At 53.2% G+C, this 15363-nt stretch carries 17 protein-coding genes and 5 tRNA genes; 19 read left to right on the forward strand and 3 right to left on the reverse strand.

Annotated features, from left to right (window positions below; all coding sequences use genetic code 11):
* Positions 1-145: 145 nt before the first annotated feature.
* From cydA to pnuC, 18 genes are all read left to right on the forward strand, one after another.
* On the forward strand, positions 146-1714 hold the full coding sequence (gene cydA, locus ACQG1K_RS06760; protein WP_023299615.1) for a cytochrome ubiquinol oxidase subunit I: 1569 nt from the start codon (positions 146-148) through the stop codon (positions 1712-1714).
* A 15-nt stretch (positions 1715-1729) separates the two neighbouring features.
* A complete protein-coding gene (gene cydB / locus ACQG1K_RS06765) occupies positions 1730-2869 on the forward strand; it encodes a cytochrome d ubiquinol oxidase subunit II (RefSeq protein ID WP_022647469.1) in 1140 nt (379 codons plus the stop codon).
* A 14-nt stretch (positions 2870-2883) separates the two neighbouring features.
* Positions 2884-2997: a cytochrome bd-I oxidase subunit CydX gene (gene cydX / locus ACQG1K_RS06770; RefSeq protein WP_014169181.1), complete on the forward strand. Its 114-nt coding sequence runs from the start codon at positions 2884-2886 to the stop codon at positions 2995-2997.
* Positions 2997-3287: a cyd operon protein YbgE gene (gene ybgE, locus ACQG1K_RS06775; protein ID WP_003858596.1), complete on the forward strand. Its 291-nt coding sequence runs from the start codon at positions 2997-2999 to the stop codon at positions 3285-3287. Before cydX ends, ybgE begins: the two co-directional genes overlap by 1 nt.
* Positions 3288-3435: 148 nt before the next feature.
* A complete protein-coding gene (gene ybgC, locus ACQG1K_RS06780; protein WP_003858593.1) occupies positions 3436-3840 on the forward strand; it encodes a tol-pal system-associated acyl-CoA thioesterase in 405 nt (134 codons plus the stop codon).
* The gene (gene tolQ / locus ACQG1K_RS06785; protein ID WP_022647470.1) at positions 3837-4529 is read left to right on the forward strand and encodes a Tol-Pal system protein TolQ; all 693 of its coding nucleotides are present in this window, start codon (positions 3837-3839) and stop codon (positions 4527-4529) included. Before ybgC ends, tolQ begins: the two co-directional genes overlap by 4 nt.
* A gap of 3 nt (positions 4530-4532) precedes the next feature.
* Positions 4533-4961, forward strand: coding sequence for a colicin uptake protein TolR (gene tolR / locus ACQG1K_RS06790; RefSeq protein WP_003858589.1), 429 nt, complete (start codon positions 4533-4535; stop codon positions 4959-4961).
* Between the two features lie 28 nt (positions 4962-4989).
* Positions 4990-6243, forward strand: coding sequence for a cell envelope integrity protein TolA (tolA, locus tag ACQG1K_RS06795; RefSeq protein WP_023299616.1), 1254 nt, complete (start codon positions 4990-4992; stop codon positions 6241-6243).
* A 129-nt stretch (positions 6244-6372) separates the two neighbouring features.
* The gene (gene tolB, locus ACQG1K_RS06800) at positions 6373-7665 is read left to right on the forward strand and encodes a Tol-Pal system beta propeller repeat protein TolB (protein ID WP_022647472.1); all 1293 of its coding nucleotides are present in this window, start codon (positions 6373-6375) and stop codon (positions 7663-7665) included.
* Between the two features lie 34 nt (positions 7666-7699).
* Entirely contained in the window at positions 7700-8221 is a 522-nt protein-coding gene (gene pal, locus ACQG1K_RS06805) for a peptidoglycan-associated lipoprotein Pal (RefSeq protein WP_003858578.1), read from the forward strand.
* A 9-nt stretch (positions 8222-8230) separates the two neighbouring features.
* On the forward strand, positions 8231-9019 hold the full coding sequence (gene cpoB / locus ACQG1K_RS06810) for a cell division protein CpoB (RefSeq protein WP_045308831.1): 789 nt from the start codon (positions 8231-8233) through the stop codon (positions 9017-9019).
* Positions 9020-9180: 161 nt separating this feature from the next.
* Positions 9181-9256: transfer RNA gene (locus ACQG1K_RS06815), tRNA-Lys, on the forward strand.
* 27 nt (positions 9257-9283) lie between these two features.
* Positions 9284-9359 (forward strand) — tRNA-Val (locus ACQG1K_RS06820).
* Between the two features lie 3 nt (positions 9360-9362).
* A tRNA-Lys gene (locus tag ACQG1K_RS06825) sits at positions 9363-9438 on the forward strand.
* Between the two features lie 41 nt (positions 9439-9479).
* Positions 9480-9555, forward strand: a tRNA-Lys gene (locus ACQG1K_RS06830).
* A 31-nt stretch (positions 9556-9586) separates the two neighbouring features.
* Positions 9587-9662 (forward strand) — tRNA-Lys (locus ACQG1K_RS06835).
* 330 nt (positions 9663-9992) lie between these two features.
* On the forward strand, positions 9993-11036 hold the full coding sequence (gene nadA, locus ACQG1K_RS06840) for a quinolinate synthase NadA (protein WP_367075645.1): 1044 nt from the start codon (positions 9993-9995) through the stop codon (positions 11034-11036).
* A gap of 22 nt (positions 11037-11058) precedes the next feature.
* A complete protein-coding gene (gene pnuC / locus ACQG1K_RS06845; protein ID WP_022647475.1) occupies positions 11059-11778 on the forward strand; it encodes a nicotinamide riboside transporter PnuC in 720 nt (239 codons plus the stop codon).
* Here the strand turns inward: pnuC and zitB are convergent.
* A complete protein-coding gene (gene zitB / locus ACQG1K_RS06850; RefSeq protein WP_022647476.1) occupies positions 11775-12713 on the reverse strand; it encodes a CDF family zinc transporter ZitB in 939 nt (312 codons plus the stop codon). The genes pnuC and zitB overlap by 4 nt on opposite strands.
* A 99-nt stretch (positions 12714-12812) precedes the next feature.
* Positions 12813-13172, reverse strand: coding sequence for a protein YbgS (locus tag ACQG1K_RS06855; protein WP_022647477.1), 360 nt, complete (start codon positions 13170-13172; stop codon positions 12813-12815).
* Between the two features lie 304 nt (positions 13173-13476).
* Between ACQG1K_RS06855 and aroG the strand changes: the two genes are divergently transcribed.
* Entirely contained in the window at positions 13477-14529 is a 1053-nt protein-coding gene (aroG, locus tag ACQG1K_RS06860) for a 3-deoxy-7-phosphoheptulonate synthase AroG (protein WP_367075642.1), read from the forward strand.
* Positions 14530-14590: 61 nt separating this feature from the next.
* Here the strand turns inward: aroG and gpmA are convergent, their stop codons facing one another.
* Positions 14591-15343: a 2,3-diphosphoglycerate-dependent phosphoglycerate mutase gene (gpmA, locus tag ACQG1K_RS06865; protein ID WP_003858562.1), complete on the reverse strand. Its 753-nt coding sequence runs from the start codon at positions 15341-15343 to the stop codon at positions 14591-14593.
* Positions 15344-15363 lie beyond the last annotated feature (20 nt).

A 15363-nucleotide genomic window follows, 5' to 3' on the forward strand; every position in this document is an offset into this window, starting at 1 on the left:
GTAACCTTTCATCATTGCTTTTTCCTCCTGTAGAGAATAAGCAACGAAGAAGGGAAGCAGATAACTTTGTATTGGGGCATGCGTGTGGATCCTTATCTAACGGGGTTCACTCTCGGAGTCTTCATGCGATGAGCAAGGAGTCATAATGTTAGACGTAGTCGAACTGTCGCGCTTACAGTTTGCCTTGACCGCGATGTACCACTTCCTTTTTGTGCCGCTGACGCTCGGTATGGCGTTCCTGCTGGCCATCATGGAAACGGTTTACGTCCTCTCCGGCAAACAGATTTATAAAGATATGACCAAGTTCTGGGGCAAGTTGTTTGGTATCAACTTTGCGCTGGGCGTGGCAACCGGTCTGACCATGGAGTTCCAGTTCGGGACAAACTGGTCTTACTATTCCCACTATGTAGGGGATATTTTCGGTGCGCCGCTGGCCATTGAAGGTCTGATGGCCTTCTTCCTCGAATCCACCTTTGTAGGTCTGTTCTTCTTCGGTTGGGACCGTCTGGGTAAAGTCCAGCATATGGCGGTAACCTGGCTGGTGGCATTAGGCTCCAACTTGTCCGCACTGTGGATCCTGGTGGCGAACGGCTGGATGCAAAACCCAATCGCATCTGATTTCAACTTCGAAACCATGCGTATGGAGATGGTCAGCTTCGCTGAGCTAGTCCTGAACCCGGTTGCCCAGGTTAAATTCGTGCACACCGTGGCGTCTGGCTATGTGTGCGGCGCGATGTTCGTGCTGGGCATCAGCTCCTACTATATGCTGCGCGGCCGTGACTTCGCGTTCGCCAAGCGTTCTTTCGCTATCGCAGCAAGCTTCGGTATGGCCGCGATTCTGTCCGTTATTGTTCTGGGTGATGAATCCGGTTACGAAATGGGTGACGTGCAGAAAACCAAACTCGCCGCAATTGAAGCTGAATGGGAAACCCAGCCGGCACCGGCAGCGTTTACCCTGTTCGGCGTGCCTGACCAGGACGCGCAGGAAAACCGCTTCGCCATTCAAATTCCTTACGCTCTGGGTATTATCGCCACGCGCTCCGTCGACAAACAGGTGACTGGCCTGAAAGATCTGATGGTGCAGCATGAAGAGCGTATCCGTAACGGGATGAAAGCCTACTCGCTGCTGGAACAGCTGCGCGCCGGCTCTACCGACCAGGCCGTTCGCGATCAATTTAACGACGTGAAGAAAGACCTCGGTTACGGTCTGCTGCTGAAACGCTATACCCCGAACGTCTCCGACGCGACGGAAGCGCAGATTCAGATGGCAACCAAAGACTCTATTCCACGCGTTGCGCCGCTGTACTTCGCGTTCCGCATCATGGTGGGTTGCGGCATTATCATGCTGCTGATCATCGCGGCCTCGTTCTGGTCAGTCATTCGTAACCGTATCGGTGAGAAAAAATGGCTGCTGCGCACCGCGCTGTACGGTATCCCACTGCCATGGATTGCTATCGAGTCCGGCTGGTTTGTTGCGGAATATGGCCGTCAGCCATGGGCGATCGGTGAGGTGCTGCCAACAGCGGTAGCGAACTCCTCCCTGACCGCAGGCGACCTGATCTTCTCCATGCTGCTGATTTGCGGTCTGTACACCCTGTTCCTGGTGGCTGAACTGTTCCTGATGTTCAAGTTCGCGCGCCTTGGCCCAAGCAGCCTGAAAACCGGTCGCTACCACTACGAGCAGTCTGTTACGACTACTCAGCCGGCACGCTAAGACAGGAGTCATCAAATGATCGATTATGAAGTATTGCGTTTTATCTGGTGGCTGTTGATCGGCGTTCTGCTGATTGGTTTTGCGGTCACCGATGGTTTCGATATGGGCGTGGGCATGCTCACCCGTTTCCTCGGTCGTAATGACACCGAGCGTCGAATCATGATCAACTCCATCGCCCCGCACTGGGACGGTAACCAGGTGTGGCTGATCACCGCAGGCGGCGCGCTGTTCGCTGCCTGGCCGATGGTTTACGCGGCTGCGTTCTCCGGCTTCTATGTGGCGATGATTCTGGTGCTGGCCTCTTTATTCTTCCGTCCGGTAGGTTTTGACTACCGCTCCAAGATTGAAGACACCCGCTGGCGTAACATGTGGGACTGGGGCATCTTCATTGGTAGCTTCGTTCCACCGCTGGTCATTGGTGTGGCGTTCGGTAACCTGTTACAGGGCGTACCGTTCCACGTCGACGAATATATGCGTCTGTTCTACACCGGTAACTTCTTCCAGCTGCTGAATCCGTTTGGTCTGCTGGCTGGCGTGGTGAGCGTGGCGATGATCATCACCCAGGGCGCAACCTATCTCCAGATGCGTACCGTGGGTGAACTGCACCTGCGTTCCCGTGCGACCGCTCAGGTGGCGGCGCTGGTGACGCTGGTCTGCTTCGCGCTGGCAGGCGTGTGGGTCGTGTACGGTATTGATGGCTACGTGGTGACCTCCGCCATTAACCATACCGCACCGTCTAACCCGCTGACCAAAGAGGTGGCGCGTCAGGCTGGCGCATGGCTGGTGAACTTCAACAATATGCCTGCGCTATGGGCTATCCCTGCTCTGGGTGTGCTGCTGCCACTGCTGACAGTGTTAATGTCTCGTCTGGAGAAAGGCGCTATGGCGTTCGTGTTCTCTTCCCTGACGCTGGCGTGCATTATCCTGACGGCAGGTATTGCTATGTTCCCATTCGTGATGCCATCCAGCACCATGATGAATGCTAGCCTGACCATGTGGGATGCAACGTCCAGCCAGTTGACGTTGAACCTGATGACGTACGTTGCTTGCGTGTTCGTGCCGATTATCCTGCTCTACACCGCCTGGTGTTACTGGAAAATGTTCGGTCGCATCACTAAAGAACATATCGAAAGCAACACCCACTCTATGTATTAAGTAAGGAGCTGAATATGTGGTATTTCGCATGGATTTTAGGGACGCTTCTTGCCTGTGCATTTGGTGTCATCACTGCCCTGGCGCTTGAGCATGTAGAAGCGTCTAAAGCAGGTGAAGATAAGCACTAATGAATATTATCGCAACGTTATATGCGGTAATGGACAAGCGCCCCCTGCGGGCGCTTTCCCTCATTATGGCATTACTGCTGGCGGGCTGTATCTTCTGGGACCCGTCGCGCTTCGCGGCTAAAACCAGCGAGCTTGAGATCTGGCACGGCTTCCTGATTATGTGGGCGGTGTGTGCAGGTGTGATTCACGGTGTCGGCTTTCGTCCGAAAGCGCTTCACTGGCAGGGCATCTTCTGCCCGCTGATTGCCGATCTGGTTCTTCTCGCCGGTTTGATTTTCTTCTTCTTCTGAATAAGAAATGTCCGTTAATGATATGGGCTTACCCGAGCCCATAAAAATTTACTCTCCGTTTACTTTCCCCCATTCCAAACCATCATTCCCGCGCGTATAGTAGCGAAGTTTGAAAGCTCCAACTTTTCTTGTATTACCGGGATGTAAAGTGAATACAACGCTGTTTCGATGGCCGGTACGTGTCTATTACGAAGATACCGATGCCGGTGGTGTGGTCTACCACGCCAGCTACGTTGCTTTTTATGAACGGGCACGCACAGAGATGCTGCGCCATCATCACTTTAGTCAACAGGTGCTGTTGGCTGAGCGAGTTGCCTTCGTGGTACGCAAGATGACGCTTGAGTATTTTGCGCCTGCCAGACTCGACGATATGCTCGAAGTCCAAACAGAAATTACATCAATGCGCGGAACTTCACTGGTTTTCACGCAGCGGATAGTCAATGCAGAGAACACGGTACTGAACTCAGCTGAAGTCCTGATTGTCTGTGTTGATCCAACCATAATGAAGCCTCGTGCGCTTCCTAAGTCTATTGTCGCGGAGTTTAAGCAGTGACTGACATGAATATCCTTGATTTGTTCCTGAAGGCAAGCCTTCTGGTTAAACTTATCATGTTGATTTTGATTGGTTTTTCAATCGCATCCTGGGCCATCATCATCCAGAGAACGCGTATCCTCAATGCCGCTGGCCGCGAAGCCGAAGCGTTTGAAGATAAGTTCTGGTCGGGTATAGAGCTTTCTCGTCTCTATCAGGAAAGCCAGGGACGCCGTGATAACCTTTCAGGCTCCGAACAAATTTTTTATAGTGGTTTCAAAGAGTTCGCTCGCTTACACCGTGCTAACAACCATGCGCCGGAAGCCGTGGTAGAAGGTGCGTCGCGTGCGATGCGCATTTCCATGAATCGCGAACTGGAAAATCTTGAAACGCATATTCCTTTCCTCGGTACCGTTGGCTCCATCAGCCCGTATATCGGCCTGTTTGGTACGGTGTGGGGGATCATGCACGCCTTTATCGCCCTGGGGGCGGTGAAGCAGGCAACCTTGCAGATGGTGGCACCGGGTATTGCAGAAGCACTGATCGCGACCGCAATCGGTCTGTTCGCGGCAATTCCGGCGGTAATGGCGTACAACCGTCTGAACCAGCGCGTGAATAAACTGGAACTGAACTACGACAACTTTATGGAAGAGTTCACCGCGATTCTGCATCGTCAGGCGTTTACCAGCACCGAGAGCAACAAGGGGTAAACCATGGCCAGATCGCGTGGACGAGGTCGTCGCGAGCTCAAGTCCGAAATCAATATCGTTCCGTTACTGGACGTGCTGCTGGTGCTGCTGCTGATCTTTATGGCGACAGCCCCCATCATCACCCAGAGCGTAGAAGTTGATCTGCCGGATGCGACAGAATCACAGGCGGTAAGCACCAATGACGATCCTCCGGTCATCATTGAGGTTTCCGGCGTAGGGCAGTACAGCGTGGTGGTCGAGAAGGATCGTATGGATCAGCTCCCCCCAGAGCAGGTTATTGCTGAAGCGCAACGACGCCTGGAGTCAAATCCGAAGACGGTCTTCTTAATCGGTGGTGCGAAAGACGTACCATATGATGAAATTATCAAAGCGCTGAACTTGCTACATAGCGCGGGCGTTAAGTCAGTTGGCTTAATGACTCAGCCTATTTGATCATCTGCGTAGTTTTTGGGAACCGATAGTGTCAAAGGCAACCGAACAGAACGACAAGCTTAAGCGAGCGATAATCGTCTCCGCAGTGCTGCACGTGATTCTTTTTGCAGCGCTGATCTGGAGTTCGTTCGATGAGCACATTGATGCATCGGGCGGTGGTGGAGGCTCATCCATCGACGCCGTCATGGTAGATCCCGGTGCGGTAGTGCAGAACTATAATCGTCAGCAACAGCAGCAGGCGAGCGCAAAACGCGCTGAAGAGCAGCGTGAAAAACAGGCGCAACAGCAGGCGGAAGAGCTGCGTGAAAAGCAGGCCGCCGAGCAGGAACGTTTGAAGCAGCTTGAGAAAGAGCGTTTGCAGGCGCAGGAAGCCGCGAAAGAGCAGGCGGAGCAGCAGAAACAGGCTGAAGCCGCAGCGAAGAAAGCGCAGGAACAGCAGAAGCAGGCGGAGGAGGCGGCAGCCAAAGCCGCAGCAGACGCTAAGGCGCAGGCAGATGCTCAGGCGAAAGTAGCCGCAGAAGCAGCGAAAAAAGCCGCTGCTGACGCGCAGAAGAAGGCCGAAGCAGAAGCCGCGAAGAAAGCCGCTGCTGATGCGAAGAAGAAAGCGGAAGCCGAAGCCGCGAAAAAAGCCGCTGCTGACGCACAGAAGAAAGCCGAAGCAGAAGCCGCGAAGAAAGCCGCCCAGGAAGCAGAGAAAAAAGCGGCCGCCGAAGCGGCGAAGAAAGCGGCTGCCGCTGAGAAAGCTGCGGCAGAAAAAGCCGCCGCTGCGGAAAAAGCCGCTGCTGATAAAAAAGCTGCAGCTGAGAAAGCCGCTGCCGATAAGAAAGCAGCAGCCGAAAAAGCCGCTGCTAAAAAGGCCGCTGCCGCTGAGAAAGCTGCCGCAGCCGCAGGAGTTGACGATCTGCTGGGCGACCTGAGTTCCGGTAAGAATGCACCGAAAACGGGCGGTGGGGCGAAAGGAAATGGACAGCCGTCAAAAGACAGCGGTACCTCCGGAGCCAACGGTGGGGCAACAGGTGCAGATATCAGTGCTTATGCCAAACAGATCCAGGTTGCGATTCAGAGCCGACTCTTTGATGCAGGCCTGTATCAGGGCAAGCAATGCGTACTGCACATCAATCTTGCGCCAGACGGCAGGTTGAAAAGCGTGACGTCTGAAGGGGGCGATCCTGCGCTCTGTCAGGCTGCGCTGGCCGCAGCCAGATCGGCGAACATTCCTAAACCGCCTAGCGAGGCTGTTTATGAAAGGATAAAAGATGCCAAACTGGACTTTAAGCTGTAATCAACTCTTCTAACGGAAGTATGAAAAACAGTCTATGGTCGTAAACAGGATAAGTAGTTTTGTCTATTTGGGTTTGTTAACATTCTGCTAAATTATCGTGGGTAAGGTTACCCAGATAAGGGAGATATGATGAAGCAGGCATTACGTGTAGCAGTTAGTTTTTTAATGCTGTGGGCAGCTGTACTGCACGCAGAAGTACGTATCGAGATCACCCAGGGGGTGGACTCGGCGCGTCCGATTGGTGTCGTTCCGTTCCAGTGGGCAGGCCCGGGCGCTGCGCCTGAAGATATTGGCGGCATTGTTGCAGCTGACCTGCGTAACAGCGGTAAATTTAACCCATTAGATCGTTCCCGCCTGCCTCAGCAGCCGGGTACTGCGCAGGACGTTCAGCCTGCTGCATGGTCTGCGCTGGGTATTGATGCGGTAGTTGTCGGTCAGGTTACGCCTGCACCAGACGGCGGCTATAACGTCGCTTATCAGCTGGTGGATACCGGCGGTGCGCCGGGTACCGTTCTGGCTCAAAACACCTATAAAGTGAACAAGCAGTGGCTGCGTTACGCAGGCCACACGGCGAGTGACGAAGTGTTTGAGAAGCTGACCGGTATTAAAGGTGCGTTCCGTACCCGTATCGCGTACGTGGTACAGACCAACGGCGGCCAGTTCCCTTATGAGCTGCGCGTCTCTGACTACGATGGTTACAACCAGTTCACCGTACACCGTTCACCGCAGCCGCTGATGTCTCCGGCATGGTCTCCGGACGGCTCTAAGCTGGCGTATGTGACCTTCGAAAGCGGCCGCTCCGCGCTGGTCATCCAGACGCTCTCTAACGGTGCTGTTCGTCAGGTTGCGTCATTCCCACGTCACAACGGTGCACCTGCGTTCTCTCCGGACGGTACCAAACTGGCGTTTGCACTGTCTAAAACCGGTAGCCTGAACCTGTACGTAATGGATATTGGTTCTGGTCAGATCCGTCAGGTCACGGATGGTCGTAGCAATAACACTGAACCAACCTGGTTCCCGGACAGCCAGAATCTGGCCTTTACGTCCGACCAGGCAGGTCGTCCACAAGTTTATAAAGTGAATATCAACGGCGGAGCAGCGCAGCGTATTACCTGGGAAGGTTCTCAGAACCAGGATGCTGACGTCAGTGCCGATGGTAAAACAATGGTAATGGTCAGCACTGCGGGTGGTCAGCAGCACATTGCCAAACAAGATCTGGTAACGGGAGGCGTACAAATACTGTCGTCAACGTTCCTGGATGAAACGCCAAGTCTGGCACCTAACGGCACCATGGTAATCTACAGCTCTTCTCAGGGGATGGGATCCGTGCTGAATCTGGTTTCTACAGATGGGCGTTTCAAAGCGCGTCTTCCGGCAACTGATGGACAGGTAAAATCACCTGCCTGGTCGCCGTATCTGTAATAATAATTAATTGATTACTAAAGGAATCTTAGAAATGCAACTGAACAAAGTGCTGAAGGGGCTGATGATCGCTCTGCCTGTTATGGCAATCGCAGCGTGTTCTTCTAACAAGAATGCAAGCAATGACCAGAGCGGCGAAGGCATGATGGGTGCCGGCACCGGTATGGACGCTAACGGCAATGGCAATATGTCTTCTGAAGAGCAAGCGCGTCTTCAGATGCAGCAGCTGCAGCAGAACAACATCGTTTACTTCGATCTGGATAAATACGACATCCGTTCTGACTTCGCTGCAATGCTGGATGCGCACGCAAACTTCCTGCGTAGCAACCCGTCTTACAAAGTCACCGTAGAAGGTCACGCGGACGAACGTGGTACTCCAGAGTACAACATCTCCCTGGGTGAACGTCGTGCGAACGCTGTTAAAATGTACCTGCAGGGTAAAGGCGTTTCTGCTGACCAGATCTCCATCGTTTCTTACGGTAAAGAAAAACCAGCAGTACTGGGTCACGACGAAGCGGCTTACTCCAAAAACCGTCGTGCCGTACTCGTTTACTAAGAGAATTGCATGAGCAGTAACTTCAGACATCATCTGATGAGTCTGTCGTTACTGGTTGGAATAGCGGCCCCCTGGGCCGCTTTTGCTCAGGCACCAATCAGTAGTGTCGGCTCAGGCTCGGTAGAAGACCGGGTTACACAACTCGAGCGTATTTCTAACGCTCACAGCCAACTTTTAACTCAACTCCAGCAGCAGCTTTCCGATAACCAGAATGATATTGATTCCCTTCGTGGTCAGATTCAGGAGAGCCAGTATCAGCTTAATCAGGTTGTGGAGCGCCAGAAGCAAATTTTGTTGCAGATGGATAGCCTGAACAGTGGCGGAGCAGCAGCACAGCCAGCAGCAGGCGATCAAAGCGGTGCGGCGACGCCTGCACCTGCGGCAGATGCCTCCCCGTCGTCAGGTGCGCCTGTACAGAGCGGTGACGCGAATACGGACTATAACGCGGCCATTGCCCTGGTACAGGACAAATCGCGCCAGGACGATGCTATCGTTGCGTTTCAGAACTTCGTTAAGAAGTACCCTGATTCTACTTACCAGCCAAATGCGAACTACTGGCTGGGTCAGTTGAATTACAACAAGGGTAAAAAGGATGATGCGGCGTTTTATTTTGCCTCTGTGGTGAAAAATTACCCGAAATCACCGAAAGCGCCGGATGCGATGTATAAAGTCGGCGTGATCATGCAGGACAAAGGCGACACTGCAAAAGCCAAAGCGGTTTATCAGCAGGTGGTTGCGAAATTCCCGGGTACAGACGGCGCCAAACAAGCGCAAAAACGTTTGAGTTCGATGGGTTGATTATCGCATGACCAGAAATCGCGTTATTTCTGGTCGTGCAGCATGATTCCTAAGCAGTTAAGTGATCTTCATCGAAATTTTTGTTGCGCAGAATTCTTAAATCAGTAATATATGCCGCCGTTGCCACGGGATATCAAACAACGTGAAAGCAGCGCAAAAGTGGGTCGTTAGCTCAGTTGGTAGAGCAGTTGACTTTTAATCAATTGGTCGCAGGTTCGAATCCTGCACGACCCACCACTTAAAGCAGTTCCGGCAGTACAGAGTGGGTGATTAGCTCAGTTGGTAGAGCATCTCCTTTACACGGAGGGGGTCGGCGGTTCGAGCCCGTCATCACCCACCACTCGGGTCGTTAGCTCAGTTGGTAGAGCAGTTGACTTTTAATCAATTGGTCGCAGGTTCGAATCCTGCACGACCCACCAATTTTATTGGTTCCGAGTGATAATTCAGGTAACACCCGAATGGGTCGTTAGCTCAGTTGGTAGAGCAGTTGACTTTTAATCAATTGGTCGCAGGTTCGAATCCTGCACGACCCACCAGCCTGAATAGATTTGAAGTACATCCCGTAAGGGGTCGTTAGCTCAGTTGGTAGAGCAGTTGACTTTTAATCAATTGGTCGCAGGTTCGAATCCTGCACGACCCACCAATTTTAATGTCTTACTCAGATACTACACGTGAAGGATAACGTTGCTTTAGCAACGGCCCGATGGGCGAGGCGAAGCCGAATCATCCTGCACGACCCACCAGTGTAGAAAGGCGCCCTAAAGGCGCCTTTTTGCTATCTGTCGTTCGCCAGTGCCTTGTTGGTCGGGTAAGGCGAAGCCACCAGCCGACAAATGCTACCGGCATCAATTCCCGATGACATTCCCCCTCAAATTCGCTATCTTGTTTAGTATATAAAACACCATTGCCTCATTTTTGTTATCTCATGCAAAACAAAGGCAATATTGTTAAGCCAGTAAAACGAGAAGCCATAATGAGTGTGATGTTTGATCCCGAAACCGCAATCTATCCCTTCCCGCCGAAGCCAGCTCCGCTAAGCCGGGATGAGAAGCAGTTCTATCGTGAAAAAATCAAGCGCCTCCTTAAAGAGCGTGATGCGGTGATGGTGGCGCATTACTACACCGACCCGGAAATTCAGCAGCTGGCGGAAGAGACGGGTGGCTGTATCTCAGACTCCCTGGAGATGGCGCGTTTCGGTGCTAAGCATTCAGCCTCCACGCTGCTGGTCGCGGGGGTTCGTTTTATGGGTGAAACGGCAAAAATCCTCAGCCCGGAAAAAACGATTCTGATGCCTACGCTAAATGCCGAATGTTCCCTTGACCTCGGTTGCCCGATTGATGAGTTCACCGCCTTCTGTGATGCCCACCCTGACCGTACCGTGGTGGTCTATGCCAATACGTCTGCGGCGGTGAAAGCCCGGGCAGACTGGGTAGTAACGTCCAGTATTGCCGTTGAGCTGATTGAACATCTGGACAGCCTGGGGGAGAAAATCATCTGGGCGCCCGATCGTCACCTGGGAAACTACGTACAAAAACAGACCGGTGCGGATGTACTGTGCTGGCAGGGCGCCTGTATCGTTCACGACGAGTTTAAGACCCAGGCACTGACCAGGATGAAACGCTTATACCCGCAGGCCGCAATTCTGGTGCATCCGGAGTCGCCGCAGTCGATTGTTGAGATGGCGGACGCCGTCGGCTCAACCAGCCAGTTGATAAACGCGGCAAAAACCCTGCCGCACAAGCAGCTCATCGTGGCGACCGATCGCGGTATCTTCTATAAAATGCAGCAGGCCGTACCAGAAAAAGAGCTGCTCGAAGCGCCAACCGCCGGAGAAGGGGCGACCTGTCGAAGCTGCGCGCACTGCCCGTGGATGGCGATGAATGGACTTAAGGCGATAGCGGAGGGGCTGGAGATCGGTGGCGCAGCGCATGAGATCCACGTAGACGCCGGCCTGCGCGAAGGCGCGTTAATTCCGCTTCACCGTATGCTGGATTTTGCGGCTACACTACGTACTTAACTTATTACGCCCCGGAGAAAAAATGGATTTTTTTAGCACACAGAATATCCTGGTTCATATCCCGATTGGTGCGGGCGGCTATGACCTGTCGTGGATTGAAGCGGTAGGTACGCTGGCCGGTTTACTCTGTATCTGGCTGGCCAGCCTTGAGAAGATCAGTAACTATGCGTTCGGGCTGATAAACGTCACGCTGTTTGCGATCATCTTCTTCCAGATCCAGCTCTACGCCAGCCTGCTTCTGCAGCTGTTCTTCTTCGCGGCCAATATCTATGGCTGGTACGCCTGGTCGCGGCAAAACAGTCAGCAGGAGGCGGAGCTGCAAATCCGCTGGCTGCCGTTGCCAAAAGCCATTGCCTGGCTCGCGGCCTGCGTGGTGGCAATCGGCTTTATGACCGTCTTTATTGACCCGGTATTTGCCTTCCTGACGCGCGTGGCGGTCTCGGTCATGTCGGGTCTGGGATTAAACGTGACGATGCCTGAGCTTCAGCCTGATGCCTTCCCGTTCTGGGATTCCTGCATGATGGTGCTGTCGATTGCCGCAATGATCCTGATGACCCGTAAATACGTTGAAAACTGGCTGCTGTGGGTGGTCATCAACGTGATTAGCGTGGTGATTTTTGCCCGTCAGGGCGTTTATGCCATGTCGCTGGAGTATATGCTGCTGACCGTCATTGCCCTGAACGGTAGCCGCATGTGGATCAACAGCGCGCGTGAGCGTGGCTCTCGTGCGCTTTCCCGCTAATGGTGATGCTCGTGTGAGTGGCCGGACTGCGCCTCGTTCAGGTGACAGTCTGGCCCGTTACAGGGCTGATACTCCATCTGGATGGTGGAGTGCGCAATTTCGTAGTGATGCTCAAGGAAGTGCCGAATACGTTCAAGCAACGCATCGTGATCGTGGGGCGGAATAACCTGAACGTGCAGCGTCATAAGCGGTTTCTCACCCACCAGCCAAACGTGAACGTGGTGAACGTTACGGACTTCAGGAATGGAACGACACAGATTGCGTTTTAGCTCGCCAATATCCAGCGACGTGGGAGCGCCTTCCAGCAGTTCATTCACGCTCTCTTTCAACAGCCGCCAGGCACTGCGTAATACAAGGCACGATACCAGCACGGAAAGAATCGGGTCGATGGGGGTCCAGCCCGTACCCATAATGATCAGCGCGGCGACGATGGCACCTACGGAACCCAGCAGATCGCCCAGCACGTGAAGCGCCGCGGCCCGTACGTTCAGATTTTTTTCGCTGCTGCCTCGGTGCAATATCCAGAATGCCAGAATATTGGCGACCAACCCGGCAATAGCAATCACCATCATCGTCGTTCCGGCTACCGGTTGTGGATGACGAAAGCGCTGAAACGCCTCCCAGACGATAAGAATGGTAATAACCACCAGTGCAATCGCATTCACGAACGCAGCAAGTGTGGTGAGTCTGAGCCAGCCAAAGGTGTGGCGGGCATTGGGAGGGCGACGGGCAAACTGCACGGCCAGCAGAGCAAACAGGAGCGCTGCAGCGTCGGTCAGCATATGCCCGGCATCGGCCAGCAGCGCCAGCGATCCGGAGATCAGTCCGCCTGTCACCTCAATAATCATAAAGGTGGCAGTGACGCCAAAAGCCAGCAGAAGCCGTTTGGCATTTTCATCGCCAGTGGAGTGGGAATGGGAGTGGGAGTGCGCCATGGTATCGTTCCTGATTTATTATTATTTTTAGTGTAGCGTTTTTAAGAGCTTAAATAAAAAAGGAGAGCATTCGCTCTCCCTCTTTTACCTTACGGAAGGTTACTGGGTAGTACCGTCCGTTTTGGTATTGGCATCGCTGCCCACTTTGTCATTCGGGTCCGGGCATTTCCCGTCTTTACACATTGAGTTTTTGTGAACTTCGTCAGTGCTCATACCGTCATGGTTCATCGTGCCGGTATTCGTACCGCCGGTGTTGGTATTGCCCGTGTTGATATTACTGTTATCAACATTATTTGGCGCGATATTCTGTTTTGCATCCGGCGCAACCTGGCCCGCTTCGGCAGCGGCATTCGCGTCGCCGTTGCTGCCGGAGGAGCCTGTATCGGCTGCCAGTACGCTACCGCTTGCCAGGGTAAGGGTTGCCGTCAGGAAAAGCGTAGTCAGTTTCGTCATTTTCATCATGGTGCTCCTGTTCTTATCGTTACGCTGGATAACATTCTCCAACAGTGCATCTTGTTCAGTGGCGAAAGATCCCAGATTCCTGAATTATGTCAGGATGGAATCGCGTATAAATATTTAAAAACAGTCGTTACAAGTAAAAAGCTTAGGCGAGATCTCATTTTTCGCTATTTTGTTGCGTATTTTAGGCGAATTCCAGGAATTATCTGCGCGAAGTGTAAAAGCCCGTTTACACTTCGTGACCGACAAGTTAGATTGAAAGCATTGCTTTCATTACTAAAGATATGGCAGAGCCGGAAAGAAGATGAATTATCAGAACGACGATTTACGCATTAAAGAGATCAATGAGTTATTACCTCCCGTAGCGCTCCTTGAAAAATTCCCCGCCACCGAAAATGCCGCCAACACGGTGTCTCATGCCCGCAAGGCGATCCACAAGATCCTGAAAGGTAGCGACGATCGTCTTCTGGTGGTCATCGGACCGTGCTCCATTCACGATCCTGCTGCGGCCAAAGAGTACGCATTACGTCTGCTCACCCTGCGCGAAGAGCTGAAGGGCGAACTGGAAATTGTGATGCGCGTTTATTTCGAAAAACCGCGTACCACCGTGGGCTGGAAAGGGTTGATCAACGATCCGCACATGGACAACAGTTTCCAGATCAACGACGGCCTGCGTATTGCGCGTAAGCTGCTGCTGGAGATTAACGACAGCGGGCTGCCTGCTGCCGGAGAATTCCTCGATATGATCACCCCGCAGTATCTGGCTGACCTGATGAGCTGGGGCGCTATTGGTGCGCGTACGACTGAATCGCAGGTTCACCGTGAGCTGGCGTCTGGCCTGTCATGCCCGGTGGGTTTCAAAAACGGCACTGATGGCACCATCAAAGTCGCTATTGATGCCATCAATGCGGCTGGCGCGCCGCACTGCTTCCTGTCGGTGACTAAGTGGGGCCACTCGGCTATCGTGAATACCAGCGGTAATGGCGATTGCCATATCATTCTGCGCGGCGGTAAAGAGCCTAACTACAGCGCAAAACACGTGGCGGAAGTGAAGGCGGGTCTGGAGAAAGCGGGACTGGCGCCGCAGATCATGATCGATTTCAGCCATGCGAACTCAAGCAAACAGTTCAAAAAGCAGATGGAAGTTGGTGCTGACGTTTGTCAGCAAATCGCCAACGGTGAACGCGCAGTGATTGGGGTGATGATTGAGAGCCATCTGGTGGAAGGCAATCAGAATCTGGAGGGCAGCGAGCCGCTGGTCTACGGTAAGAGCGTGACGGATGCCTGCATTGGCTGGGATGATACCGATGCGATCCTGCGTCAGCTGGCGGATGCGGTAAAAGCGCGTCGCGGTTAAGTTTATCGCGGGCAATAAAAAAGCGTGGATTGCTCCACGCTTTTTTTATGTCCGGCGAAAATTACTTCGCTTTACCCTGGTTCGCCACGGCCGCCGCTTTTGCAGCGATTTCGTCGGCGTTACCCAGGTAGTAATGTTTAACTGGCTTGAAGTTTTCGTCGAACTCGTACACCAGCGGCACGCCGGTAGGGATGTTCAGCTCAAGGATTTCATCTTCACCCATGTTGTCCAGGTATTTCACCAGCGCACGCAGGGAGTTACCGTGAGCAGCGATAATGACGCGCTCGCCGCTTTTCAGGCGTGGCAGAATGGTTTCGTTCCAGTAAGGCACAACGCGGTCGATGGTCAGCGCCAGGCTTTCGGTCTGCGGCAGTTCAGCCTCAGTCAGCTTCGCGTAACGCGGATCGTGGCCCGGGTAGCGCTCGTCATCTTTGCTCAGCTCTGGAGGCGTGACCGCAAAACCACGACGCCACTGCTTAACCTGCTCGTCACCGTATTTTTCTGCGGTTTCTGCTTTGTTCAGACCTTGCAGCGCACCGTAGTGACGCTCGTTCAGTTTCCAGGATTTCTCAACCGGCAGCCAGGCCTGATCCAGCTCGTCCAGGATGTTCCACAGGGTATGGATGGCACGTTTCAGCACAGAGGTGTAAGCAAAGTCAAAGGTGAAGCCTTCTTCTTTCAGCAGTTTACCTGCCGCTTTTGCTTCGCTCACGCCTTTCTCGGACAGATCAACGTCATACCAACCGGTGAAGCGGTTTTCGTTGTTCCACTGGCTTTCGCCGTGGCGCACCAGGACAAGCTTAGTATTAGCCATTTCTTACTCCTCAAGCATTT

Source organism: Enterobacter cloacae complex sp. 402C9 (assembly GCF_050030745.1).
Classification (GTDB): Bacteria; Pseudomonadota; Gammaproteobacteria; order Enterobacterales; family Enterobacteriaceae; genus Enterobacter; species Enterobacter intestinihominis.